The sequence below is a fragment of the Methylobacterium fujisawaense genome (assembly GCF_014138435.1).
GTDB lineage: Bacteria > Pseudomonadota > Alphaproteobacteria > Rhizobiales > Beijerinckiaceae > Methylobacterium > Methylobacterium fujisawaense.
Genome location: NZ_JACJIM010000007.1, coordinates 312,723 through 337,775, shown reverse-complemented (window position 1 = coordinate 337,775; position 25,053 = coordinate 312,723). Strand labels below are relative to the sequence as shown.

Genomic DNA, 25,053 nt, shown 5'->3' with positions numbered 1-25,053 from the left:
CGGGCACCACAGAGGACGACACCGGCGCATCGTGGCACACGAAGATGAAGGACAGATTTTTCGCAACCTCTACTTCGGAAGTGATCTGCGCCGCAGATCAGCGCGGAACGCATGACGCGTCGCCCGCCAAGGCCGTGCCGCGGGTCGAGCGCCGATCCAGTCGAAGGCGGGCGGCCGCGGCCCGATCAGGGCCGCAGGAGAACCTTGCCTACGGCCGCACGGCGGGTCAGCAGGCCGAAGGCCTCCGGGAAGTCCGCCAGCGGGTAGACGCCGTGGACCTGCGCGGTGAGCTTGCCCTCGGCCACCCAGTCGAGGAGCCGACGCTGGTCGGCCCGATGCGCCTCCGGCTCGCGTTCGAGGAAGGCGCCCCAGTGGACGCCCTGCACGTCGAGTTCCTTCAGGAGCATCAGGTTCAACGGCAGCCGCGGGATCTCCCCGGCGGCGAAGCCGATGACGAGGAACCGGCCGCGCCAGCCGAGCGCCCGCAGGGCCGGCTCCGCGTAGGCATCGCCGACCGCATCGTAGACCACGTCGATCCCGCCCCCGGAGATCCGGCGCAACTCGTCTTTGAGCGTCGCGGGATCGTAGACGAGGCCGGCCTCGGCGCCGTGGGCGCGGGCGACGGCGAGCTTTTCCTCCGAGGAGGCGCAGGCGATCACCCGGGCGCCCATCAGCCGCCCCAGCTCCACGGCGGCGAGACCGACGCCCCCGGAGGCCCCGAGGACCGCCAGCCATTCGCCGGGCTGCAGGCGGGCACGGTTCGCCAGGGCATGGAGCGAGGTGCCGTAGGTGATGGTGAGCCCGGCCGCCTGCTCGTCCGGCACCGCGTCCGGCACCGGCGTGAGCCGGGCGGCGTCGAGGGCGATGAGTTCGGCGCAGCAACCGTGCCCGGCATGGACGATCACCCGGTCGCCCACGGCCACGCCCGAGGCCCCTGGCCCGAGCGCCTCGACCACGCCGACCCCCTCGCCGCCCGGCGAGAACGGCAGGGCCGGCTTCACTTGGTAGCGCCCAGCCACGATCAGCGTGTCGAAGAAGTTGAGCGCCGCGAGCCGCATCCGCACCAGGGCCTGCCCGGGACCCGGAACCGGATCGGGGCGCTCCACGATCTCCAGATGCTCCGGCCCGTCGAGCCTCGTGCACAGCAGCGCCCGCATTCCGTGTCTCCTCCCCGGCGTTTCTCCGCCGATGAGGCCCGAACCGGCCGTGCGGTCAAGCCGTCCCGATCATCTCGCGGATTCGGGCGCCCAGCACCTCCACCACGAACGGCTTGGTGATGACCTGCATCCCGGCATCGAGCTGGCCGTTGCCCAAGACGGCATTCTCCGCGTAGCCGGTGACGAACAGGACCTTGAGCCCCGGTCGCGTCACCCGGCCGGCCTCGGCCATCTGGCGCCCGTTCATGCCGCCCGGCAGACCGATATCGGACACGAGCAGGTCGATGCGCACGTCGGATTGCAGCACCCTGAGGCCGGCCGCGCTGTCGGCGGCCTCGATCGCCGTGTAGCCGAGATCCTCCAGCACCTCGGTGACCAGCATGCGCACGGTCGGCTCGTCGTCGACCACCAGCACGGTCTCGCCCGGCGCGGCCCGAGGCGGCGCGCCGACGGCGGTATGCGGATCCTCCTCCGCGACCGCGCCGCGATGGCGGGGCAGGTAGAGGCAGACCGTGGTACCCTTGTCGACCTCGGAATGGATCCGCACTTGGCCGCCCGATTGCTGGGCGAAGCCGTAGATCATCGACAGGCCGAGGCCGGTGCCCTGCCCCAGCGGTTTGGTGGTGAAGAACGGCTCGAACACCTTGCCGACGATCTCGGGCGGCATGCCGATGCCGGTATCGGTGACGCAGAGCGAGAGGTACTGGCCCGGCGGCATGTCGTGACGCCGGGCGGCGCGCTCGTCGAGCCAGGCATTGGCGGTCTCGATCGTGATCCGGCCGCCCTCCGGCATGGCGTCACGGGCGTTGATGCACAGGTTGAGCAGGGCGTTCTCGAGCTGCGGCGGGTCGACCAGGGCCGGCCAGAGACCGGGCGCACCCATCACCTCGACGATCACGGCGGGGCCGACCGTCCGCCGGATCAACTCTTCCATGCCGGCCACGAGCCGGTTCACGTCGGTGGGCTTCGGATCGAGGGTCTGCCGCCGCGAGAAGGCGAGCAGGCGATGGGTCAGGGCCGCGGCCCGTTTCGAGGCCCCCTGCGCCGCGTTGATGTAGCGGTCCACATCCATGACGCGGCCCTGGCCGAGGCGGGTCTGGATCAACTCCAGGGATCCGGAGATGCCGGCGAGCAGGTTGTTGAAGTCATGGGCGATCCCGCCGGTCAGCTGGCCGACCGCCTCCATCTTCTGCGATTGCCGCAGGGCCTCCTCGGCGGCGGCCAGGGCGTCGGCGCGCTCGCGCTCCGCGGTGAAATCGCGGCCGACGGCGTTGATCACCCCCTCCCCCGGCCGGGCCGCCCAGCTGATCCAGCGGTATCCGCCGTCCCGGTGGCGGTAGCGGTTGTCGAAGCGCGCGAGGCTCGATCCCGTGGCGAGCTGCTGCGCGCCCTCGACGGTGCGGTCGAAATCGTCCGGATGGACGAAGGCGATGAGCTTGGTTCCGATCAGCTCGTCCGGCCGCCAGCCCAGCACCTCGGTCCAGGCCGGGTTCACCGCGGTGATCGTGCCGTCGAACAGGCAGCGCAGCATCATGTCGGACGAGAGCGTCCACAGGGCGTTGCGATCGGCGGTGCGTTCCTCGACCTGCTGGGCCAGGGTGGCGTTGAGGTCGCGCAGCTCCGCGAGGGCGGATTCCAGGCGGCCCTGGCTCTCCTTGAGGGCGGCGTCGGCGCGCACGCGGGCCGTGGTCTCGTTGGTGAGGATGAACAACCCCGTGACCCGCCCCGCGGCGTCGAGGACCCGCGAGTACGAGAAGGTCCACCACGTCTCCCGGGAGCCCCGGTCGGTGTCGAGCTGCCAGGGCAGATCGATGAAGCGCTCCGGGCTGCCTGCCATGGCCGCGTCGATGATCGGCTTGGCCTGATCCCAGGCATCGGCCCAGACCACGTCGAACCGCTCGCCCATGGCCCAGGCCAGACGGGGCCCGAGCAGCGGGAAGTAGGTGTCGTTGAAGAAGAAGTGGAGATCGGGTCCCCAGGCCAGGATCATCGATTCCGGCGAGTTGAGAACGAGCGAAAGGGCCGCGCGGAATTCCGCCGGCCAGGTCCCCGGGGGGCCGAGGGGATGGCCGGTCCAGTCGCGTGCGCGGATCATCCGCGCGGCCTCGCCGCCGCCGGATAGGAAGGAGAGGGGATCGATCACAAGTTCTGAGCGATACAGGTCATGGACTTACCGCGTATGACCGTCTTCGACGCCATCTCCAAGCCAGGGCGGCCCTGTGGATGCCTGTGGTCGGAGCCCAGCCCGAGGTCACAGCCCGAGGTCACAGCCCCGTCATTCCGGGACTGCGAAGCAGGATCCGGACCTCGACCGCGTGCCGGCATGGCTGGCGGCGGCTCTGGGTTCCGGGCTCGCCCGGGGGTGCCCGGGAATGACTGGGATTGCCGGACGGCAGGGCCTGGATCGCGGCGATCCGTTGACCTGATCTCTCCGCGCAGGCCTCCAACACCGCCCTCTGGACCGGCGACGGTCCTTGCGGCCGAAATACGTTGACCCGGGCACGGGCAAGAGCGCGGGCCCGGGCAGACGGCACAACCGGCGACCGGCATTTCAGCCGACAGCGACGCAGCCCGCGCCGAAGCCGAACGGCTGTTCGCGTTCGTCAGCGACCTTCTGCAGACGAGCCTGCCCGTCCCGGCGGGCATCCTGCATGTTGGAGCGACAGCGATACCCGGGTGCCTGACCGAGGGCGATCTCGCCGTGCCCGGAACGCGGGATCGAGCTGAACTGACGAATTCTCGTCCTCCACGGAGGCGCACCGAACAGCGCATCTCGGTGTCCAATGGACCGCCGGAGGCGGCTCCCGCGACCGGTTTCACCCTTTCGTCGAAACCCTGCGGGCCAACCCGGTGCTGAACGGCGCGACGACGCCCTCAAGCGGGCGCACGCGACCAAGCCGATGGCGCTCTACCGGACGCGCGAGGACGACGCCATCGCCCCTGTCCTGAACCCGCGCCCACCGGATCGATGAGCGTCGTGCCGGCCCGCTCCGCTCCGGTCGCGAGGACGGCCAGGTTCAGCCACCATCCGCGCTAATGCGCCTCCTGCCAGTTCCCCGCCGCGTTGGCCTCCACCACCAGCGGCACCCGCAGCGTCAGGGCCGGCGCCGGCGCTTCCTCCATCACGCCGCGGATGATCGGGATCGCCCGCTCCACCTCGTCCTCGGCAGCCTCGAAGACCAGCTCGTCGTGGACCTGCAGGAGCATGCGCACCCCGAGCTTCTCGTCGGCCAAAGCCCCTTCCATCCGGGTCATGGCCCGGCGGATGATGTCGGCGGCCGAGCCCTGGATCGGCGCGTTGATCGCCTGCCGCTCGACGCTGGCGCGCTCGGACGGGTTGTTGGAGCGGATCTGCGGATAGTGGCACACCCGGCCGAACAGGGTGGTGACGTAGCCCTTGTCCCGGCAGCTCTTCTTGGTCGCATCGATGTAGTCGCGGATCCCGGGGAACTGCTCGAAATACTGCTTGATGAACGCGGAAGCCTCCTCGCGGCCGATGCCGAGCCGGTCGGCGAGCCCGAAGGCCGAGATGCCGTAGATGATGCCGAAATTGATGGTCTTCGCCCGGCGCCGCAGGTCGGGCGTCATGTCCTTGAGCGGCACGCCGAACATCGCCGAGGCGGTGGCCGCGTGGATGTCGATCCCGTCCGCGAACGCCTTCCGGAGTTCCGGGATATCGGCCATGTGGGCCAGGAGACGCAGCTCGATCTGGGAATAATCCGCCGAGATCAGCCGGTTGCCGGGCGCCGCCACGAAGGCGCGGCGGATGCGCCGGCCCTCCTCGGTGCGGATCGGGATGTTCTGCAGGTTCGGCTCGGAGGAGGACAGTCGGCCGGTGGTGGTCGCCGCCAGCGAGAACGAGGTGTGGACGCGCGCCGTCTCCCGGTCGGCGTGCGTCTGGAGCGAATCCGTGTAGGTGGATTTCAGCTTCGAGAGCTGCCGCCATTCCAGGATTTTCTTGGGCAGCTCGTGCCCGGCCTGGGCCAGCTCCTCCAGCAGGGTGGCGGGCGTCGCCCACTGGCCGGACGGCGTCTTCTTCGCGCCCGGCAGGCCCATCTTCCCGAACAGGATGTCGCCGATCTGCTTCGGCGAGCCCACCGAGAATTTCTCGCCGGCATCCTCCTGGATTTCCTCCTCCAGGCGCACGAGGATCTGCGAGAAATCCCCCGAGAGGCGGCTCAGCATGTCCCGGTCGACCCGGATGCCGCGCTGCTCCATCCGGGCGATGACCGGCAGGAGCGGGCGCTCCAGGGTCTCGTAGACCGCGACCCGGTGCTCGGCGACGAGGCGCGGCTTCATCATCCGCCACAGGCGGAGCGTCACGTCCGCATCCTCGGCCGCGTAGGCGGTGGCCTTGTCGATCGCGACCCGGTCGAAGCTCACCTTGTTGCGGCCGGTGCCGGCGACATCCGAGAACGTGATCGGCTGGTGGCCGAGATGGCGGCGGGCCAGCTCGTCCATGCCGTGCCCGCCCTTCCCGGCATCGAGGACGTAGGAGATCAGCATCGTGTCGTCGAAGGGCGCCACCTCGACGCCGTAGCGGGCGAGCACGACCCAATCGTATTTGAGGTTCTGGCCGACCTTCAGAACGCCGGGATTCTCCAGAAGCGGCTTCAGTCGGGCGACGGCATCCTTCAGGGGGATCTGGCCCGGGACCGGCTCGACCACGTCGGAGGGCGCGGCCCCTTCGCCGAACAGGTCGGTGGCGTCGGCCTGCACCTTGGCGGCCTGCACGTGCGCCAGCGGGATGTAGCAGGCCCGTCCCGTGGACACCGCCAGCGAGACGCCGACCAGGCCGGCCTTGTGGGCGTCGAGCGCGTCCGTCTCGGTGTCGACCGCGATCACACCGGCCTCCTCGGCCTCGGCGATCCAGGCGTCGAGCTGCTCCAGAGACGTGACGGTCTCGTAGGCGGCGGTGTCGAAGGGGGCCACGGCCTCCGCGGCCCGGGCCGCCACGACGTTGCCGGGCGTCGCCTCGACGGGGGCCCGGGGCTTGGCGGGCGCGTCCGGCAGGTCGAGATCCGCGAAGGGGTCCACCGCGCCGCCCTCGGGCGGTGCGGCGCCCGGCGGGCGCTCGGCCCCGGCCGCCGCGGTCTCGGGATCCGGCGGCACGGAATCGCCGAAGAATGGCACCGCGACGCTGCCGCCGGCCCCGTTGCCGTAGCCGTGCGGCCGGGCGCCGGGCAGGAGCCGCGGATCGGGCTTCACCGCCTCGGGGTCGACGTGCAGCATCTGGGCGATGCGGCGCGTCAGGGTGTTGAACTCCATCGCCTTCAGGAAGCCGACGAGCTTCTCCGGGTCGGGCTTCGGCACGCCGAGTTCGTCGAGCGGCACCGGGACCGGCACATCCTCCATCAGCGCCACGAGTTTTCGAGACAGCTTAGCCTGATCGACGTTGGCGAGCAGGGTTTCCCGGCGCTTGGGTTGCTTGATCTCGCCCGCCCGCTCCAGCAGCGCCTCGAGGCTGCCGAACTCCTTGATCAGCGCCGCGGCGGTCTTCAAGCCGATGCCGGGGACGCCCGGTACGTTGTCGGAGGTGTCGCCGATCAGCGCCAGCGCGTCGCCGATCTGGTTGGGTTGAAGCCCCTCCCACTTGGCGATGATCGCCTCGACATCGAGGTTGCGCTCGGGCCGGTAGCCCGGCTTGCCCTTTGCACCGGATTCGAAATCGTAGAACCGCACCTGCGGTCCCACGAGCTGCATCAGATCCTTGTCGGAGGAGACGATGATGACGCCCGCGCCCCGCGCCTCGGCCTGGCGGGTATAGGTCGCGATGAGGTCGTCGGCCTCGTAGCGTTCCAGCTCCACCGCGTGCAGGCCGAAGGCCCGCACCGCGTCGCGCATCAGGGGCATCTGCCGCTTGAGGTCGTCGGGCGCGTCCGGGCGGTGGCCCTTGTAGTCTGGGAACATCTCCTTGCGGAATGACCCTTCCGACTTGTCGAAGACGATGCCGAGATGCGTCGGCATCGTGCCGGCGGCGCCGTCCTGCAGGAACTGCGCGATCTTCGTGCAGAACAGCCGCACGGCGCCGGTGGGCAGCCCGTCGGAGGGGCGCGAATTGTACTTCTGGTCCTGATTGATCGACTGGAAATAGGCCCGGAAGATGAACGACGAGCCGTCGACCAGGATCACCTGATCGCCGGGGCCCACGGACTTAATTTCGGGCTTCGCGTCGGTCATGGGCTCAGGCGGCTCGGGGCGATCAGGAATCGGGCGCGCGGGCGAGTTCGGCGCAGCAGGCCGCGACGAGAACGGGCAACTCGTGGTGGACGGTGAGCCAGACGATGTCCAGCGTCACCCGGTGATAGCTGTGGCGATAGACGCTGCCCGCATCCGCGATCTGTCGCCACGGCACGTCCGCATACCGGTCCTTCGTCTCGGCGCTCAATCGGCGGCTCGCCTCCGAGACGATCTCAAGGCAACGCATGACTGCGAAGTGCGTGCGCTCGTCCGCCCCGAAAGTCTCGAGCGTGAACCCCGCCACAAAGCGAGCGGCACGCTCGGCGTTGGCGATGATGTCGGCGCAGGCGGTCCGCTCGCGCTCAGAAAGCGAAAACGGCATCGCGCTCTGCGTGCTTTCGGACCCGATCCTTGAGGGCCGCCCGGTCCGCCACGTCGACCCGGATCGGAAACAGATCATCGATGAAATGGCACAACCCGACATAGCCGAAGAGACCGCCGACGACGGGCGCATCGATGTCGATCAGCACGTCGAGGTCGCTATCGTCCCCGGCGTCCCCACGGGCGACCGAACCGAACAGCGCCGCATGCAGCACCCCGCGGCGGCGCAGTTCCGCTTCGTTCGTGCGGAGGATGTCGAGGGCGAGCTGCTTGTCCATGGCGGCGGGATCGGAGGGAATCGGCGGCCATCAGCATAGCAGAACCGCGGGGTTGGAGGATCAGGCCGCGAGCTCTTGCCCCAGAGCCTCCACCCGGCGCAGGTCGTCCACGAACGCCGCGTAGGCCTCTTCCTTCGCCTCGTCGGGCAGGCGCAGCAGGTAGGAGGGGTGGACCGTGATGAAGCCCTGGAAGCGGTTGTCGAACCGGTCGAACCGGAACGGGCCCCGCGCCCGGGTGATCGGGACGGCCTTGCCGGTCAGCGCCAGCACCGCGGTCGCGCCGAGGGCGACCACGAGCTTCGGAGCCACGAAGTCCAATTCCCGGTCCAGCCACCAGCGGTAATGGCTGACCTCGCCCGCCGTCGGCTTCTGGTGGATGCGGCGCTTACCGCGTTCCTCGAACTTGAAGTGCTTGACCGCATTCGTGAGGTAGCTCGCCCCACGGTCGATCCCGGCCTCCGCCATGGCGCGGGAGAGCAGTTGCCCCGCCGGTCCGACGAAGGGTCGGCCCTGCCGATCCTCCTGATCGCCGGGCTGCTCGCCCACGAAGGCGATCGTTGCGCCCACGGGCCCCTCGCCGAGCACGGCCTGGGTGGCGCCCGCGACCAGCGGCTCGGTCCGTCGGATGATCGCGTTCAGCTCCTCCAGGGTCTTCGGGTCCTGGTCGGCCATGGCGGCGACGGCGCGGGCCGGGTCGCGGCGTGTGGGCATGGTCGGCTCCCTCTCGATCATCGCTTCGGTGCGCCCGGCCGCCGCGCGGACGAGGGCGGGGATGGCGGCCGTCTCGGGCATGTTGTGCCAGTACTTCTTCGGCATCTCGGCCCGCATGGCCTTCAGGTTGGTGCGGGCCGGGTTGAACGTGCTCTCGTAGTAGGTCTGCCAGCCGGCCTCGAACCCGTCGCCCTCCGGCAGCTGCGCGCGGTCGCCCGGCGGTCCGAAGGTCAAGGCCTCCGTATCCCAATGCGCCGATCCGTCCGGCGTGAGGATCGACCAGCGCATCCCGCGGAAGCGATTGACGAAGAACGGCGCCGCAGCCTCGAGAATGTGGTGATCCGGCTCGAACCACGCGATGTAGCGCTCCCCATCCGGCCCCTCAGCCCGGCGGAAGCGCAGGAAGGCGTGCATCTTGTGGAGGTCGCGCCCGATCGCCTTGGCCAGACGGTGCAGGCGGTGGACCAGCGGATCGCTGCCGACCTCCATCAAATGCCGCTCGCCGTGGCAGACGCGCCAGATCAGCGCGTAGAGCAAGCCATAGCGTTCCGGATCGCGGTGCGGGATCACCTGCGGGATCAGAGCGGCGACGGGCTTCGGCAGGGCTAGCGGCGGGCTGAGGGCATGCGCCGCGCCGGTGCCGAACAGGCCGGGGGAGTCCGCCTCCGACCATGTCACCCTCTCGGGTGGGACACCCTCCGCGACGAGGCTCCGGACGGCGGTGCGGAAGCCGTCGAGATCGGCACCCGGGCGCAGGAGCATGGCGCGCGGCGCGCCGGCATTCCCGTGTCCGCTCGCAGGGGAACGGAGCATCGCGTCTGCGGCCTCTCTCAAAACAGGCTCAGTTGCGCCGCCGGCTCGACCAGTCGCGCCCGCAGGTCGAGCCGGTCGGTGAGCCCCACCGGACGATGATCGGCGGCGACGAGGAACGGCCGGGCCCGCTTCAAGCCCGAGGTCAGGCGGGCGACGTCGTCGAGGCGCAGGGTCGCGTGCCGGCGCGCCTTCACGATCTTGTCCACGGCCCGGGCACCGAGCCCCGGCACCCGCAGAAGCCATTCCCGGTCAGCCTTGTTCACATCCACGGGGAACTTGTCCCGGTGCTTCAGCGCCCAGGCGAGCTTCGGGTCGATGTCGAGGGCGAGCATCCCGCCCTCCGAGGCGTCGGCCACCTCGTCGGGGGTGAATGCGTAATACCGCAGCAGCCAGTCGGCCTGGTACAGCCGGTGCTCGCGCTGGAGCGGCGGTGGCTTCGGCGGCAGGATCGCGGACCCGTCCGGGATCGGGCTGAACGCCGAGTAGTAGACCCGCTTCAGGCCGACGCTGCCGTAGAGCAGCGCGCTCTTGCGGATCAGCGCCTCGTCGGTGGTGGCGTCCGCCCCGACGATCACCTGCGTCGAGTGGCCGGCCGGCGAGAAGCGGCGCTTCTCGGCCTTGGCCTGCACGATGCGCTCGCCGATCTGGGCCATCGCTCCCTGGATCGCGGCGCCGTCCTTCTCCGGGGCGAGGCGTTCCAGGCTCGCCTCGGTGGGCAGCTCGACGTTGATCGAGAGCCGGTCGGCGTAGAGACCGGCCTCCTCGATCAGCCAGGGGCTCGCCTCCGGGATCGACTTCAGGTGAATGTAGCCGGCAAAGCCGTGATCGCGCCGCAGCGACTTCGCCACCCGGGTCAGCAGCTCCATGGTGTGGTCCGGCGACTTGATGATGCCCGACGAGAGGAACAGGCCCTCGATGTAGTTGCGCCGGTAGAAGTTCAGGGTGAGGTTCACGACCTCCTCGACGGAGAACTTGGCCCGCCGCACGTTCGAGGAGCGCCGGTTGATGCAGTAGGCGCAATCGAACAGGCACCAGTTGGTCAGCAGGATCTTCAGCAGCGAGACGCAGCGCCCGTCCGGCGTATAGGCGTGGCAGATCCCCGCCCCGGTGGTCGACCCGAGCCCGTCCTTGCCGGCTGCGCGCTTCGGCGCGGCCGAGGAGGCGCAGGAGGCGTCGTACTTGGCGGCATCCGCGAGGATGCGCAGCTTCTTGGCCAGGGTCTCGTCCATCGAACAGACAATGAACAACCCGGCCAAAGGTGCAAGGCCGCCCCGCCTTTCACCCCGGGCCGCGATGCCGCACCCGTCACACCATGTCGTCCGGCTCCAGATCGACCACCCGGCGGGCGAGGTCGTAGGCGAAGCCGGCGCGGGCCATGGCGGCGAGGTCCCGGTCGCGGTGCGCCGCCCGCTGATCCGGGCGGCGATACGGTCCGAGGCGCCGCCGCTTGGCGTAAGCCCGCGCGGCCTGATCCTCGATCGCCTCCGCCTCACCGTCCGGCAGGGCGTCGCGCTCCGCCAGCATCGCGGCCTCGACGACATCGCGCGGAACGCCCTTGGCGGCGAGCTTGGCCGAGACGCCGCGGCTCGACGTGCCGCGGCGGCGCAGGGTGGCGAGGCGGGTGTCGGCGAAGCGCGCGTCGTCCACGAGGCCGGCCGACACCGCCCGCGCGACGGTCGTCGTCACGAGGTCGGTGAAGAGCGCGGGATCCTCGCCCCGGGCGCGGGCCCGCTTCTGGACGCGGCGCGCAAGGGTCCGGCGCAGCATCTCGGTCGAGGCGCTGTAGCGCTCCAGATAATGGAGCGCCGCCCGCTCCAGCCACGCCGGGCTCACAGGGCCGGGCGGCTTGATCTCGCGGTCGCGACCTTCTGGCGCGGATCCTGCAACGAATGGAGATTTCACCGGTTCTTCACGATCTCGACAGGTTTGCGTTCCATGACTCGGGCATGGAACGCGCGCAACGCGACAGGCTCGGCCATGGCCCGAACCACCGTTCTTCGTCAGGCGATCCGCAGGGTCGACGGAACCGTCGACAGCCACGTGCGGCAGCTATCCTGATGCGGCGTGAATGGCTCCTGGTCCTCGTTGCCCTGGGGCTCGCTGCGGCCGCGGCCGCAATCGTCTATCTGTCGCGCCCGAATACCCTGACGGTGGCGGTCGGCCCGCAGGACGGCCCCGAGGCCGCGCTGATCGAAGCCTATGCCAGCGCCCTCGACCGGGCACGCGAGGATGTCCGGCTCAAGGTCGTGCGCTACGGCGACGTGCGCGACAGCGCCCTCGCGCTTCAGCGGAACAAGGCCGACCTCGCCGTGGTCCGGCCGGACGTGTTCCTGCCCGAGAACGGGTTGACCCTCGCGATCCTGCATGACGAGGCCCTGGTCATCGCGGCGCCGGAGGCGGCCGATATCGACGACATCCCCGCGCTCGCGCGCAAGCGGCTCGGCATCGTGGTCCGGCACAGCGCCGACCTGTCCTTCCTGACGAACCTGCTCTCCTTCTACGACCTCGTGCCGGACAATGCGGGCGCGGACGCGCCGGAGGCCAGCCCTGCCGCCGAGGCGGAGCCCGGTCATGTCACCGTGGTGCCGCTCAAGATCGGCGAGGTGACCGCCGCCCTCGCCGACAAACGCGTCGATGCGGTGGCGGTGATCGCGAGCCCCGCCTCCAAGCCCGCGGCTTCCGTGGTCCGCGCCGTCGAGCTGGGCTCGCCGGAGCGGAAGGTCGGCTTCGTCTCGATCCCGGACGGCGACGCGATCCTGCAGCGCTTCCCCGAATTGCAAGCGGTCACGATTCCGGCCGGCACCTTCGGCGGCCGGCCGAAGCGCCCCGACGAGGAGATCAAGACCGTCGGCGCCTCCTACCGCCTGATGGCGCGGGGCACGGTCAGCCGGGTCGCGGTCGCCTCGGCGACGCAGCACCTGTTCGAGTGGCGCTCGCGTCTGGCCTCGGCGGCGCCGGTGGCCAAGCTGATGAAGGCGCCGGACTTCGACACCACCGTGGCGGCGACCTCGGCGCGCCTGCCGAACCACCCCGGCGCCGTCGACTATTTCGAGCGCGAGCAGCAGACCTTCCTCGATCGCTACGAGGATTACATCTACCTGTTCGCCTTCTTCGGCGGCACGATCGGGTCCGGCATCGCCTGGATCGGCCAGCGCCTCGCCCGCAAGCGCCGGGAGCGCGTGGACTTCGTCCTCGACCGGCTCCTCGACATCATGCGCGAGGTGCGGGCGGCGACCAGCGCCGCCGAACTCGATGCGATCGCGATCGAGACCGACGGGCTGGTGGCGGACGTCGTCTGTTACGCCCGTGAACGCAGCATCGATGCGCGGACGGTCAGCGCGCTGATCCTGGCGGTGGACGGCGTCCATGCGGCGATCGCGGACGCGCGGCGGCAGGCGAGCGAGGCGGAGCCCCGGGCGGCGACCCGCACCCGCACGGCGCGGCTGCTCGCCCTCGACCTGCCGGCTGCGGAATAGCGGCGGGGCCGCGTGGCTGGCGGTGTCGGGATATCATGCTAACGGGAGCCATGTTCGATCCCGTCGCAGCCCTCAACACGGTTCTGGAGAACCTCGACCGCGAGGCCCGTGAGCCCACGAAGCTCCGGGCCGCGCTCGTGCCGCAACTGCGCCGGGTCATCGAAGAGGGCCACCGCGCCGCCGAAGCGCAGCTCCTCGAGGACCGCAACGGGCTGCGCTGCGCGCAGACCTTGTCGAACCTCACCGATGCGGTGGTCCGGGCGATTCACGATGCCGTGGTCTGGCGCCTCTATCCCAACGACAATCCGTCGACCGGTGAGCAGCTCGCGGTGGTCGCCACCGGCGGCTACGGCCGGGGCACGATGGCGCCGGGCTCGGACATCGATCTGCTGTTCCTGCTTCCCTACAAGCAGACGGCGTGGTCGGAGAGCGTCGTCGAGGGGATGCTCTACGTCCTGTGGGACCTGAAGCTGAAGGTCGGCCACGCCACCCGGTCGGTGGAGGAATGCCTGCGCGAGGCGCGGGCCGACATGACGATCCGCACCGCCCTCCTGGAAGCGCGATACCTGTTCGGCACCCGGATCCTCTACGAGGAGCTCGTGACCCGCTTCGACGCCGAGCTGGTGGTCGGATCCGCCGCCGAGTTCGTGGAGGCGAAGCTGCGCGAGCGCGACATGCGCGTCTCCAAGGCCGGCACCTCCCGATATCTCGTCGAGCCCAACGTCAAGGACGGCAAGGGCGGCCTGCGCGACCTGAATACCCTGTTCTGGATCGCCAAATACACCTACCGGGTCCGCGACCAGCTGGAACTCGTGAGCGCCGGCCTGTTCACCCCGGAGGAATACGCGCTGTTCGAGCGCTGCGACGAGTTTCTGTGGCGGGTTCGCTGCCACATGCACTTCGTGACGAAGCGCGCGGAGGAGCGCCTGTCCTTCGGCCTGCAGCCGCGGATCGCCGAGCGCTTCGGCTACGAGCCCCGGGGCGGCCTCTCCGGCGTCGAGCGCTTCATGAAGGCCTATTTCCGCATCGCCAAGGACGTGGGCGACCTCACCGCCATCGTCTGCGCGGAGCTGGAGGCGCGCCATGCCAAGCGCACCCCGGTGCTCGACCGCTGGATCGGCCGGTTCCGCGACCGGTTCCGGGCAACCGCCATGGAGGCGGAGGATTTCTGGATCGACCACGGCCGGGTGAACCTGCGGGCGGAGGACGCCTTCGAGCGCGACCCCGTGAACCTGATCCGGCTGTTCTGGCTCGCCGACCGGCACAACCTCGCGATCCATCCGGACGCCAAGCGGCTGGCCAACCGGTCCCTGCGCCTCGTGAACCCGTCGCTGCGCGTGGACCCCGAGGCGAATCGCCTGTTCGTCGAGATCCTCACCTCGCGGAACGCCCCGGAGGAGGCGCTGCGCGAGATGAACGAGGCGGGCGTGCTCGGCCGCTTCATCCCGGATTTCGGCCGCATCGTCGCGATGATGCAGTTCAACATGTACCACCACTTCACGGTGGACGAGCATCTGCTGCGCACGGTCGGCGTCCTGGCCGACATCGAATCGGGCCGGGTCCAGGAGACCTATCCGCTGGTCTCGCGCCTCGTGCATACGATCCACAACCGCATGGCGCTCTACGTGGCGATCCTGCTGCACGACATCGCCAAGGGCCGGCCTGAGGACCACTCGATCGCCGGCGCCGCCATCGCCGAGAAGCTCTGCCCGCGCTTCGGCCTGAACCAAGCCGAGACCGAGACCGTGCGCTGGCTCGTGGAACACCATCTGCTGATGTCCATGACGGCGCAGAGCCGCGACCTCTCGGACGCCAAGACGATCGAGCGGTTCGCCGCGAGCGTGCAGAGCCTGGAGCGGCTGAAACTCCTGACCATCCTGACGGTGGCCGACATCACCGCCGTCGGGCCGGGGGTCTGGACCGCCTGGAAGGGCACTTTGATCCGCACGCTGTACGACGAGACCGAAGTCTACCTGTCAGGCGGCCATTCCGAGATCGCCCGCACCGACCGGGTGCGCCTCGTGCAGATGGGCCTGCGCGAGCAGCTGCCCGGCTGGGCCTCGGAGGAGTTCGATATCTACGCGGCGCGGCACAGCCAGGCCTACTGGCTGAAGGTCGACGGCACGCGCCAGTTGAAGAACGCGATCTTCCTGCGCGACGTGGTGCGCGACGGACGGACCAGCGCCACGGACGTGGCCCTCGATCCGGTTCGGGGCGTGACCGAGATCACCATCTACTCGCCGGATCATCCCCGCCTGCTCGCCATCGTCACCGGCGCCTGCGCGGCGGCGGGGAGCAACATCGTCGACGCGCAGATCTTCACCACCACGGACGGGTTTGCCCTCGACACGATCTTCATCTCCCGCGCCTTCGAGCGCGACGAGGACGAGCTGCGCCGGACCAAGCGCATCACGGCGGCGATCGAGCGCGCGCTGAAGGGCGAGATCCGCATCGCCGACCTCGTCGCCGACAAGCACCCGACGGCGAGCACCCGCGCCAAGACCTTCCCGGTGCCGCCGGACGTGATCATCGACAACGCGCTGTCGAGCCGGGAGACCGTCGTGGAGATCACCGGCCTCGACCGGCCGGGCCTGCTCTACGAGCTCACCACCGCCTTCAGCCGGCTGTCGCTCAACATCACGTCGGCGCATGTGGCGACCTTCGGCGAACGCGCCGTGGACGTCTTCTACGTCACCGACCTCACCGGCACCCGGGTGACGCAGCCCGACCGGCAGGCCGCGATCCGCAGCGCCGTGATGGACGTGTTCGCGCACGACGTCGCCACGCTGAAGGCCGAGGGTCTGGAGGCGCTGGTGGCGGCCCCGCCGCCGCGCGAGGCGTGAGCGGACGGGTTGATTTCGCGACCCCTTGGCCAGATATCAGCGCCGATTCCACGATCCCTCACCGATTCCCGCCCACGACTGAAACGTGATGACGAGCAACGACATGCCTCAGGATGACCAGCGCCAGACCACGGTCGAAGCCGGTGCCGGCGCGGCCCAGGATTCCGCGCCCGCGGGTCAGGGCGGCGAGTCGGCCTCCGTCGATCCCGTCGCGGAGGCCCTGGCTCTGCTGACCGCCGAGCGCGACGAGCTCAAGGACCGGACGCTGCGCACGCTCGCCGAGATGGAGAACCTGCGCCGCCGGACGGAGCGCGAGGTCGCCGACGCGCGAGCCTACGCGGTGACCAACTTCGCCCGGGACGTTCTCAACGTCGCCGACAACATCCGCCGCGCCCTCGACAGCGTGCCGGACGATGCGAAGTCCACGGCCGACGGCGCCCTGAAGGGTCTGATCGACGGGATCGAACTCACCGAGCGCGACCTCGCCAAGACCCTTGAGCGCCACGGCGTGAAGATCGTCGAGCCCCAGGGCCAGAAGTTCGACCCGAACCGCCATCAGGCCATGTTCGAGGTGCCGAACGCGGAGGTTCCGGCCGGTACCGTCGTGCAGGTCGTGCAGGCGGGCTACGTCATCGGTGATCGCGTCCTGCGCCCGGCCCTGGTGGGCGTCGCCAAGGGCGGCCCGAAGGCGGCGGCCAGCCCGGCGGACGCCGCCTGACCGACACTGCCGCTCGTCCCCGCGGCGCGGCCTATTGGCAGGGCAGCGCCGCGGAGAAATCCGAGATGAATTGCGCCGCCTCCCGGGTGTGAGCGGGCGCGCGCGGATCCCGGGCGACCGCACCGGCCTCGACCGTGAGGCGCCGGTTGCACGCGCAGCTCGTAAGCGTGCCCGACATCGGATCGGCCGAGCAGATGTCGTGACGGGCGCAGGCACGGTCCAGCGCGTCGATCGGCCGGAATCCGGGACCCCGGTTACCCGGCCCGCAGAAGTTTCCGTAGATCAGGATGGCACCGCGCCCGGTGGGTCCGGGCGGGATGATCTCCTGGGCCCGTACCGTTACGGCGCAGGCCGCGAGCCCGAAGGCGAGCAAAGCTGTCGTGAGGGTGGTCGGTTTGGGGATGCTCACGGCCGATCCTGTCGGAGAAGACCCTCGATCCCGCACGGCAACGCCCGCGCGACATTCGGAATCGCCGCCCTGCACCGGCCATGACCTCGTTCGCGCGGCCGACGGATTCGCGAAGCCGAACGTCGCGTATGGCGTCCCAGCCCACGGGAAGCGTCAAGATCTCCGACAGCGAATATTTGTTAGAATCTATAATTTACGCCGGCCCTGACCAAGGCGAAACCAGATTCCTGTTTGCCGGCACCATAATATGCCGGAACGCTGGCGTTGTAGTACGTAGCAGCGGACGATCCGCGACCGAGATGGAGGTAGAGGGCCTCCACCTTGGCGGAAAGCTTCTCGGTGAAGGCGTATTCGATGCCGCCGCCGGCCGCATAGCCGGTCCGATCGGTCGCCGGCAGGGTGTAGGGATAGGATCCCGCATAGGTCGAGCGCGTGCCGCCGCCATACGCGAAGCCGCCGGTCCCGTAGATGAGGACGCGGTCGATAGCGTAGCCGAGCCGGCCGCGGACCGTCCCGAAATAGTCGAGGCTCGGCCGAACGCTGTAGTACGGCGTGGTGCCGAGATAGGCTGCATCCGCCTTGGCGAAGGCGGTGCCCTGGAGATCGGTCTCGAAGCCGACCACGAAGCCGGAGCCGGGCGTGAACTGATAATTGTAGCCGATCTGGCCGCCACCGGCGAAGCCGCCGCCCCGGCCGCCGCCCGTGACCGCGCCGTAGGTCGGATCGGTGAAGCCGCTGCTTCCGGTGCGGAAGGCGTATCCCGCATTCACGCCGGCGTAGAAGCCGGTCCAGGTGAAGACCGGCAGCGACGGCGGCAGCGGCGGGGGCGGCGCACGGCGCGGCAGATCGGCCGCCTGAGCGGCGAACGCGAAGCAGCAGGCCGCGGCTCCCGTAAGGGCTGCGTGGATCTTGAGCGTCATGGACATCTCGTCGTGGAAGGCGGCGGAGCCGCAGGATCACAGGGTCAGGAGGAGCAGGCCGACGACGGTCACCGCCAGAATCAGGCAGAGTGCGAGATCGAGGATGGCTGCTCCGCCGCAGGTCGGCGCCGGATGCGCGGTGCGAAGGCTGGACAGGGTGGTCATGACCGGTCCTCCCGGTATCCGGGCGTCTGCATCGCGGTCCTCATGGTCCGGAGGGCACGTTTGGGCACGCCGAGAGCGGCAGGTGCCGCCGCCCCGCCTGAGGGGATGACGGGAGCGGCGGCCTGCGGCGCCTTCGGTGCGGCGGCGCGGTGGACCGTTTCCGCGACAGCCACACCGAGGACGGGCAGCGTGAGCGCGGCGGCGACGCAGACGATGCGCCGGAGCCGCGGAAGGGGGTCGTTCTGCCGCGGGCGGAACCCGGAGGCCGGAGGCAGGGTGAGGGGCGGTAGCGTCTCCAGGACCAGTCGGCGTGTCGGAACGGTCATGGTCCTGTGCTCCTCGCTTGACGTGGGAAATTTGACCACGCCGTCGATGTACGTGTGCAAAAATCCCACGTCAATTCGAAATCAGCGGATCGAGGTGCGCCGCCGCACGCAGTGGGATTGTATCCCACGGCACAAACCGCCACCATGCGATCATGTCTGAAACTGCCGATACTCCGCGGGACGGCGCGAGCCTGCACGCGCCGCTGGCGCGGCTGCTGCGCCCCCTCGTGCGCCTGCTGGTGGCCCGTGGAATCACCTTCCCTGCGCTGACCGACCTGTTGCGCGAGCTCTACGTGAACGTCGCCGAGTACGATTTCGCCCTCACCGGCAAGGAGCAGACCGACAGCCGCGTCTCGCTGCTCACCGGCATCCACCGCAAGGAGGTGCGGCGCCTGCGCGGGGCCGGCGCCCCGGTGAGTGCCGTGCCGGCGGTCGTCTCGCGCACCAGCCGGATCATCGCCCGTTGGATCGCCGATCCGGCCTTCACCGACCCGCAGGGTCATCCCCTGCCGCTGCCGCGGACCGCCGACGGCAACGCCCCCTCCTTCGAGACCCTGGTCTCGGGCGTGACCCGCGATCTGCGGCCTCGGGCAGTCCTGGACGAGTGGCTCGACCGGGGCCTCGCCTTCACGGATCCACAGGACCGGATCGTTCTCGCCGAGGCGGCCTACGTGCCGCGGGGCGACGGCGCCGAGGGGCCGCAGCTCTACTATTTCGGCCGCAACCTGCACGACCATATCGCGGCCGCCGTCGCCAACATCGTCGGCGACGCGCCGCGCTTCCTGGAGCGGGCGGTCCATTACGACGGCCTGTCCAAGGACCTCGCGATCAAGCTCGAGGCGCGCGCCCGCGAGATCGCCATGGAGGCGCTGCAGCAAGCCAACCGGGAAGCGCACGCCGCCTGCCAGACCGATCCCGGCGGCACGCATCGGTGGAATTTCGGTCTCTACGTCTACACGGAAGCGGCGCCCTCAGCGCAACCCAAGGACGAGCGGTGAGAGGCCGGCCGGTGCGCGTCTTGCCGAACCGCCGGTTCGTCCTGCGCCTGCTCGCGGGCGGCGCGACCTTTCTGCCGGCCCCCGTCCGGCCGCAGGAGGCGCCGCGCGACCAGGGCATCGGCGGCACCGGCATGATGCGGACCGACGAGCCCCGCAACGGGCCCCTCGGCGAGGGCGACCGCGGGATCGGCGGCACCGGCGTGATCGGCACGATCCGCCGCTTCGGCTCGATCATCGTCAACGACCTGCGCATCGCCTATCCGCCGGACGTCGAGGTGCGCATCGACGGCACGGCGGCGAAGTCGGCCGACCTCAAGATCGGGCAGGTGGTCCACGTGGTGGCCCGGCCGGAGGGCGCCGGGCTCGCCACGGGGCGGATCGACGTGACCAGCGAGGTGGTCGGGCCGGTGGAATCGGTCGCGCCGGGGCGGTTGGTGGTCCTCGGCCAGCGGGTCTCGACGGCGGGTCTCGCCGGCGCCTGGAAGCCGGGGGCGCGGGTCGCGGTGAGCGGGCTGCGGCGGCCCGACGGCGTGATCGTGGCGAGCCTGATCGAGGCGCGGGATTCCGGGCCCGACCGCGTCGCCGGGCCGGTGCGGCGGATCGCGGGCGGCCTCGGGATCGGCGGCCTGCGCATCGCGGGGGCCGACACCCTCCCGACGGGCCGTCGCGCCCTGGTGACGGGCACGGCGGCGAACGGCGTCCTCACCGTGACCAACGCCGCGCAGGTCGGCCTGCCATTCCCGCCGGGGCTGAAGCAGGTCTCGATCGAGGCCTATATCGGCCGGTCCGGCAGCGGGTTCGATGTCGGCGCGGGCTATGCCGTTGCGGGGCGCCCGGGCGCGCGCGTTCCGCGCGCCGGGAGCGTGAAGGCGGTGCTGACCGCAGCCATCGCGCGGGACGGCGACCTGACGGTGGAGCGGCTGCGGATCGAGAACCGCATCGCGCCCGAGCCGCAACAGCCGGATGCCCCGCGGTTCGAGCGGGAACGCGACCGGCTCGACCTGCGCAATCTCCCCGATGAGCTGCCCGGTCGCTTCGGAGCCGAGCCCGGCGGCCGGCAGGGCGGCATCGGCGGCCCTGGCGGCATCGGCGAGCCGCGCGGCCCCGCGATCGACACCCGGCCGGGGGGCACGGTCGTCCCCGGGGCGGAGGGTCCCGGCGGATTCGGGGCGCCCCGCGGCGGATTCGGCGGCGCACCGCCGGCCGCTCCGGGGGCGTTCCCCGGCGGCCCCGGGGGATTCGGCGGTCCTCCCGGGGGTCCAGGTCCGGGCCCCGGTGGAGGCGGCTTTGGCGGCGGGTTCGGCGGCCCGGGGGGCGGCCGGCGCTAGGCCGACCATCGTCTTCGCGCGCGATGCCGGGCTTCAGCCCTCCGCCTCCCGGTCGAGCAGCGCGCGCTTGCGCGCGACGCCCCAGCGATAGCCCGACAGGGCGCCGTCCGAGCGCACGACCCGGTGGCAGGGGATGGCGACCGCCACCGGATTCGCCCCGCAGGCCTGCGCGACCGCGCGCATCGCCGTCGGCAGGCCGATCGCCCGGGCGATCTCCGCGTAGGTCGCCGTGGATCCGACCGGGATCTTCCGCAGCGCTGCCCAGACCCGCTGCTGGAAGGCCGTGCCGCGGATGTCGAGCGGCAGGTCGAGGCCGCTGCCCGGCGCCTCCACGAGACCGATGACCTGCGCCATCCAGCTCTCGAAGGCCGGGTCGCCGCCCTCGATCTCCGCGGCGGGAAAGCGGCTCTGAAGATCGTGCAGGAGCGGCTCGGGCGCGTCGCCGAGGAGGATGGCGCAGACGCCCGCCTCCGTGGCGGCGACGAGGATCGCGCCGAGCGTGCAGGCGCCGATGCCGAACCGGATGCGCAGACCGGCGCCCCCCGTCCGATAGGCCGCCGGCGCCATGCCGAGGCGTGGCGCGCCCCCCGCATAGAAGCGGCTCGCCGCACCGTAGCCGGCTTCGTACAGCGTCTCCGTCACCGAGGCGGCGCCGGGCAGCCGCCGGGCCACCACGGCGGCGCGGTGGGCGGCGGCATAGGCCTTGGGCGTCACGCCGGTGGCAGCCTTGAACACCCGGTGGAAGTGGTAGGTGCTCAGGCCGGCGGTGCGGGCGAGTTCGGCGAGCGACGGCATCGTCTCGGCCGACTCGATCAGGCGGCAGGCGCGGACGACCGCCTCGGCCCGGCGCGCGGCGAGGCCGGGCTCGTCGGGGCGGCAGCGCCGGCACGGGCGGAAACCGGCAGCCTCGGCCTCCGCGCAGGTTCGATGGAAGCTGACATTCTCGGGCCGCGCTGCCCGCGCGGCACAGCTCGGGCGGCAATACACACCCGTGGTGCGGACCGCGTACACGAAGGTGCCGTCGGCCCGCGCGTCGCGGGCGGCGAGGGCCGCCCAGCGCTCGGCGTCGCTGAGGTCTGACCTTGGACCGTTGTTCATGGCGGCGGCACTATGCGGCTTGGCGTGGGCGTTGGGGAGGGGCATGAGGGGGCCTGCCGGGCGGTGGAGGACGCGCGCAGCACTCTGTCCGTCCGCCGCCGTGCCGGCATCCCGCTCCTTGCTGCCGAATCCGCTGTCCCGGGCGGCCGTTCGAGCGGGGAGCCATTTCACGAGTGCGCCATGGCTTCGAGCACGCCCGACCACATCCATGTCGGCCAGGATGGATGGCTGTTCCTGAAGACCGGGCGCAACGACGTGCTGGGCCAGTACGAGCGGCCGGAGGAGACCACGGAGCTGATCTGGCAGTGGCGCAGCCTCGTGACGATGCGGGAGCGGCGCCTGCGCGCCCAGGGAATCCTGTACCGCCACGTCGTCGCCCCGGAGAAGCTGATGATCTACGATCACCGGCTCGACGGGCTGACCATCCGGCCGAGCGCCTCGCCGGCCTATCGGCTCCTGCACAACGAGCCCCCGCCGGGTCGCTTCCGCGGGCCCTTCGGCCTCTATGCGGCCTGGCGCCGACGGACGCGCTGGCGCCAGACCTGCATCGATCTGGTGACGCCGATGCGGGCGCAGCGCGATACGGCCGATCTCTACTGCCGGACCGACACCCACTGGTCCGCCGACGGCTGCTATCTCGCCTACGCGGAGATCTGCCGGGCTTTGGGCGCCGAGCCCCGGCCGGATCTGCGGGAGCGGCCGTCCTTCGAGACCGACCACGACGGCGATCTGGGCAGCGCCTTCGACCCGCCCCGGCGGGCGCGCTCACGCACCGTCCTGATGCAGCAGGACGCGGTCCGGACCTATGGCAGCCCGATCGTCGAAGCCCGGGAGAAGGCCGGCCTGCTGCACACGCTGCATGTCGGCGCGCACGTGATCTACCAGAACGCCAAGGCCACCGATCCGCGCCGGCTGGCGCTGTTCGGCGATTCCTTCTCGCACGTCATGCCGTACATGCTGACGATCATGCTGGCCGAGACGTTCCGCGAGGTGCACTTCATCTGGAGCACCTCCCTGGACTGGCCGTATATCGAGCGCGTCCGGCCCGACATCGTGCTGACCGAGGTGGCCGAGCGCTTCATGGTCCAGCTGCCCAACGACACCTTCTCGGTGGAGCGCTACGCGCAGGACCGCTTCGGAGCGGAACTGGCAGCCGCAGGCGCGTGAGCGGCGCCCGCGGCTTGGCCCCGCTCAGGCCTGCAGCTTGGCCACCAGCGCGTCCGACAGGGCGAAGTTGACGTAGACGTGCTGGACGTCGTCCTGATCCTCGATCACCTCGACGAGGCGGATGAGCTTCTCGCCGGTCTCGTCGTCGACGTCGATCGTGTTCTGTGCCTTCCAGATCAGCCCGGTGCGGCTCGGCTCGCCGAAGCGCGCCTCGAGGGCCTTGGTGACCTCGCCGTAGGAATCCTGGGCGCAGACGACCTCGTGGCCGTCCTCCCCGGAGCTGACGTCGTCGGCGCCGGCCTCGATGGCGGCCTCCAGCATCGTGTCGGCATCGGCCACGGAAGCCGGGTAGGCGATCACGCCGACGCGGTCGAACATGAAGGCGACGGCGCCGGTCTCGGCGAGGCTGCCGCCGGACTTGGTGAAGGCCGAGCGGACGTCCGAGGCGGTGCGGTTGCGGTTGTCGGTCTGCGCCTCGACGATCAGGGCGGCGCCGCCGGGCCCGTAGCCCTCGTAGCGGATATCCTCGTAGTTCTCGCCGTCAGCACCGGCGGCCTTCTTGATGGCGCGCTCGATATTGTCCTTGGGCATGTTCTCGGCGCGGGCCGCCAGGATCGCGGCGCGCAGGCGTGGGTTCATCGCCGGGTCGGGCGTGCCGAGCTTGGCCGCCACGGTGATCTCGCGGGCGAGCTTGCCGAACACCTTCGAGCGGACTGCGTCCACCCGGCCCTTCCGGTGCATGATGTTCTTGAACTGCGAATGGCCTGCCATGACGGTTCAGACTTTTGTTCGTTGGCGAGGGCGGGCGTCCGGGACCCCGCCGTCGCGGCTGTGAGGTCGCGCCGTATATAGGCCGCCGCCTTCGGACGAAGCAACGCGGCCGCCGCCGCTCGGCACCGCGCAGGGGGACAGGGGCGCGCAGGCTTCGCAATCCCGTGATCGCGGAAAGAATGCCCGCCTCGGGCGTTGGCGCTGCACTTCTCCCTGAGCTGGAAGCCCGATGTCGAGCCGGAACGGACGCAGCACGGTCATGGTCACGGGCGCGAGCGCCGGCGTCGGCCGCGCCGTGGCGCATGAATTCGCCCGGCACGGCTGGAATGTCGGTCTGATCGCCCGGGGCGAGGCCGGGCTGAGGGGCACGATCCGCGATGTCGAACGGGCGGGCGGCCGGGCGCTGGCGTTTGCGGCCGACGTCGCCGACGCGGAGGCCGTCGCCCAGGCCGCCGACGCGCTGGCCGAGGCGTTCGGCGGCATCGACGTCTGGGTCAACAACGCGATGGTGACGGTCTACGCGCCCGTGCAGGAGACGGACCCCGAGGAGTTCCGACGCGCCACCGAGGTCACCTATCTCGGGCAGGTGCACGGGACCCTGGCGGCGCTCCGCCACATGGTGCCGCGCGACCGGGGCACGATCGTGCATATCGGCTCGGCGCTCGCCTATCGGTCGATCCCGCTGCAGGCGAGCTACTGTGCCGCCAAGGCCGCCGTGCGCGGATTCGTGGATTCGCTGCGCAGCGAATTGCTCCACGACGGCAGTCGGGTGCGGCTGACGATGGTCCAGCTCCCGGCGGTCAACACGCCCCAGTTCGACTGGGCGCGGTCGCGGATGCCGCGCAAGCTCGAACCGGTGCCGCCGATCTATCAGCCGGAGGCGATCGCCCGGCACGTGTTCCGGGCGGCGCACGACGCGCCGCGGGAATTGTGGATCGGGGCTTCGGCCTGGAAGGCGATCATCGGAAACATGCTGATCCCGGGCTGGATCGACGGCTACCTCGCCCGGCACGGCTATCGTGGGGAGATGACCAGCGTGCAGGCGCAGACGAACCGCCCCGACAACCTCTACGACCCGGTGGACACCGATCCCGGCGCCCATGGCCGCTTCGATGCCCGGGCGACCGGCCACGTCGCCGCGGCAGACCCGCGCTGGCTCAAGTTCGGGATCGCGGCGGCGCTCGGCATCGTGGCCGGGACGATGCTGTTCGCCACCGAGGCGCATGGGCGGGCGGAAGCGCGCGCCGACCGCCGGCTGGGCAGACGCTAGGATACCGGTTTAGGCAGGCCCATCGCGCAGCCTCGGGGCTGCGC

20 protein-coding genes are annotated in these 25,053 nt (G+C 70.6%); 7 read left to right on the top strand and 13 right to left on the bottom strand.

Translation table 11 applies throughout. The annotated features are described in order from the left end of the window. Positions 1 to 185: 185 nt before the first annotated feature. From GGQ91_RS22530 to GGQ91_RS22495, 8 genes are all read right to left on the bottom strand, one after another. Positions 186 to 1,157, bottom strand: a complete 972-nt coding sequence (locus tag GGQ91_RS22530) for an NADPH:quinone oxidoreductase family protein (RefSeq protein ID WP_043381055.1) — start codon at positions 1,155 to 1,157, stop codon at positions 186 to 188. 55 nt (positions 1,158 to 1,212) lie between these two features. Next, entirely contained in the window at positions 1,213 to 3,300 is a 2,088-nt protein-coding gene (locus GGQ91_RS22525; RefSeq protein WP_182592878.1) for a hybrid sensor histidine kinase/response regulator, read from the bottom strand. 890 nt (positions 3,301 to 4,190) lie between these two features. Continuing rightward, the gene (polA, locus tag GGQ91_RS22520; protein ID WP_182592877.1) at positions 4,191 to 7,337 is read right to left on the bottom strand and encodes a DNA polymerase I; all 3,147 of its coding nucleotides are present in this window, start codon (positions 7,335 to 7,337) and stop codon (positions 4,191 to 4,193) included. Between the two features lie 22 nt (positions 7,338 to 7,359). Beyond that, the gene (locus GGQ91_RS22515; protein ID WP_182592876.1) at positions 7,360 to 7,719 is read right to left on the bottom strand and encodes a HepT-like ribonuclease domain-containing protein; all 360 of its coding nucleotides are present in this window, start codon (positions 7,717 to 7,719) and stop codon (positions 7,360 to 7,362) included. Then, a complete protein-coding gene (locus GGQ91_RS22510) occupies positions 7,700 to 7,996 on the bottom strand; it encodes a nucleotidyltransferase family protein (protein ID WP_043356924.1) in 297 nt (98 codons plus the stop codon). The genes GGQ91_RS22515 and GGQ91_RS22510 overlap by 20 nt, the downstream gene beginning before the upstream one ends. 60 nt (positions 7,997 to 8,056) lie before the next feature. After that, complete coding sequence (locus tag GGQ91_RS22505) at positions 8,057 to 9,520, bottom strand: UdgX family uracil-DNA binding protein (protein ID WP_182592875.1); 1,464 nt, start codon at positions 9,518 to 9,520, stop codon at positions 8,057 to 8,059. Positions 9,521 to 9,537: 17 nt separating this feature from the next. Next, a complete protein-coding gene (locus GGQ91_RS22500; RefSeq protein ID WP_043381242.1) occupies positions 9,538 to 10,749 on the bottom strand; it encodes a putative DNA modification/repair radical SAM protein in 1,212 nt (403 codons plus the stop codon). Between the two features lie 76 nt (positions 10,750 to 10,825). Next, positions 10,826 to 11,353: a regulatory protein RecX gene (locus GGQ91_RS22495; RefSeq protein ID WP_043381066.1), complete on the bottom strand. Its 528-nt coding sequence runs from the start codon at positions 11,351 to 11,353 to the stop codon at positions 10,826 to 10,828. A gap of 224 nt (positions 11,354 to 11,577) precedes the next feature. On the opposite strand from GGQ91_RS22495, the gene GGQ91_RS22490 reads away from it, so the two are divergent. From GGQ91_RS22490 to grpE, 3 genes are all read left to right on the top strand, one after another. Beyond that, positions 11,578 to 12,996 (top strand): TAXI family TRAP transporter solute-binding subunit, encoded by a 1,419-nt coding sequence (locus GGQ91_RS22490; RefSeq protein WP_043349228.1) that lies wholly within the window; start codon positions 11,578 to 11,580, stop codon positions 12,994 to 12,996. Positions 12,997 to 13,046: 50 nt separating this feature from the next. Beyond that, positions 13,047 to 15,839: a [protein-PII] uridylyltransferase gene (locus tag GGQ91_RS22485; RefSeq protein WP_182592874.1), complete on the top strand. Its 2,793-nt coding sequence runs from the start codon at positions 13,047 to 13,049 to the stop codon at positions 15,837 to 15,839. A 103-nt stretch (positions 15,840 to 15,942) separates the two neighbouring features. After that, positions 15,943 to 16,557 (top strand): nucleotide exchange factor GrpE, encoded by a 615-nt coding sequence (gene grpE, locus GGQ91_RS22480; protein ID WP_043381244.1) that lies wholly within the window; start codon positions 15,943 to 15,945, stop codon positions 16,555 to 16,557. Between the two features lie 31 nt (positions 16,558 to 16,588). Here the strand turns inward: grpE and GGQ91_RS22475 are convergent, their stop codons facing one another. From GGQ91_RS22475 to GGQ91_RS28450, 3 genes are all read right to left on the bottom strand, one after another. After that, on the bottom strand, positions 16,589 to 16,966 hold the full coding sequence (locus GGQ91_RS22475) for a phospholipase A2 family protein (RefSeq protein ID WP_182592873.1): 378 nt from the start codon (positions 16,964 to 16,966) through the stop codon (positions 16,589 to 16,591). A gap of 179 nt (positions 16,967 to 17,145) precedes the next feature. Further along, positions 17,146 to 17,886 (bottom strand): outer membrane protein, encoded by a 741-nt coding sequence (locus GGQ91_RS22470; RefSeq protein WP_043381071.1) that lies wholly within the window; start codon positions 17,884 to 17,886, stop codon positions 17,146 to 17,148. 36 nt (positions 17,887 to 17,922) lie between these two features. Further along, the gene (locus GGQ91_RS28450) at positions 17,923 to 18,051 is read right to left on the bottom strand and encodes a hypothetical protein (RefSeq protein WP_257787384.1); all 129 of its coding nucleotides are present in this window, start codon (positions 18,049 to 18,051) and stop codon (positions 17,923 to 17,925) included. 478 nt (positions 18,052 to 18,529) lie between these two features. Here GGQ91_RS28450 and GGQ91_RS22465 point away from each other — a divergent pair, with 478 nt between their 5' ends. Next, on the top strand, positions 18,530 to 19,375 hold the full coding sequence (locus GGQ91_RS22465) for a DUF6502 family protein (protein WP_043349250.1): 846 nt from the start codon (positions 18,530 to 18,532) through the stop codon (positions 19,373 to 19,375). Between the two features lie 11 nt (positions 19,376 to 19,386). Continuing rightward, positions 19,387 to 20,703, top strand: coding sequence for a DUF5666 domain-containing protein (locus GGQ91_RS22460; RefSeq protein WP_182592872.1), 1,317 nt, complete (start codon positions 19,387 to 19,389; stop codon positions 20,701 to 20,703). Between the two features lie 33 nt (positions 20,704 to 20,736). Here GGQ91_RS22460 and ada read toward each other — a convergent pair whose 3' ends face one another. Next, positions 20,737 to 21,801: a bifunctional DNA-binding transcriptional regulator/O6-methylguanine-DNA methyltransferase Ada gene (ada, locus tag GGQ91_RS22455; protein WP_053610465.1), complete on the bottom strand. Its 1,065-nt coding sequence runs from the start codon at positions 21,799 to 21,801 to the stop codon at positions 20,737 to 20,739. A gap of 180 nt (positions 21,802 to 21,981) precedes the next feature. Between ada and GGQ91_RS22450 the strand changes: the two genes are divergently transcribed. Next, on the top strand, positions 21,982 to 22,968 hold the full coding sequence (locus tag GGQ91_RS22450) for an alginate O-acetyltransferase AlgX-related protein (protein ID WP_182592871.1): 987 nt from the start codon (positions 21,982 to 21,984) through the stop codon (positions 22,966 to 22,968). Between the two features lie 24 nt (positions 22,969 to 22,992). Here the strand turns inward: GGQ91_RS22450 and GGQ91_RS22445 are convergent, their stop codons facing one another. After that, on the bottom strand, positions 22,993 to 23,739 hold the full coding sequence (locus GGQ91_RS22445) for a YebC/PmpR family DNA-binding transcriptional regulator (protein ID WP_043349263.1): 747 nt from the start codon (positions 23,737 to 23,739) through the stop codon (positions 22,993 to 22,995). A gap of 229 nt (positions 23,740 to 23,968) precedes the next feature. On the opposite strand from GGQ91_RS22445, the gene GGQ91_RS22440 reads away from it, so the two are divergent. Beyond that, entirely contained in the window at positions 23,969 to 25,009 is a 1,041-nt protein-coding gene (locus GGQ91_RS22440; RefSeq protein WP_043349265.1) for an SDR family oxidoreductase, read from the top strand. Positions 25,010 to 25,053: the final 44 nt, after the last annotated feature.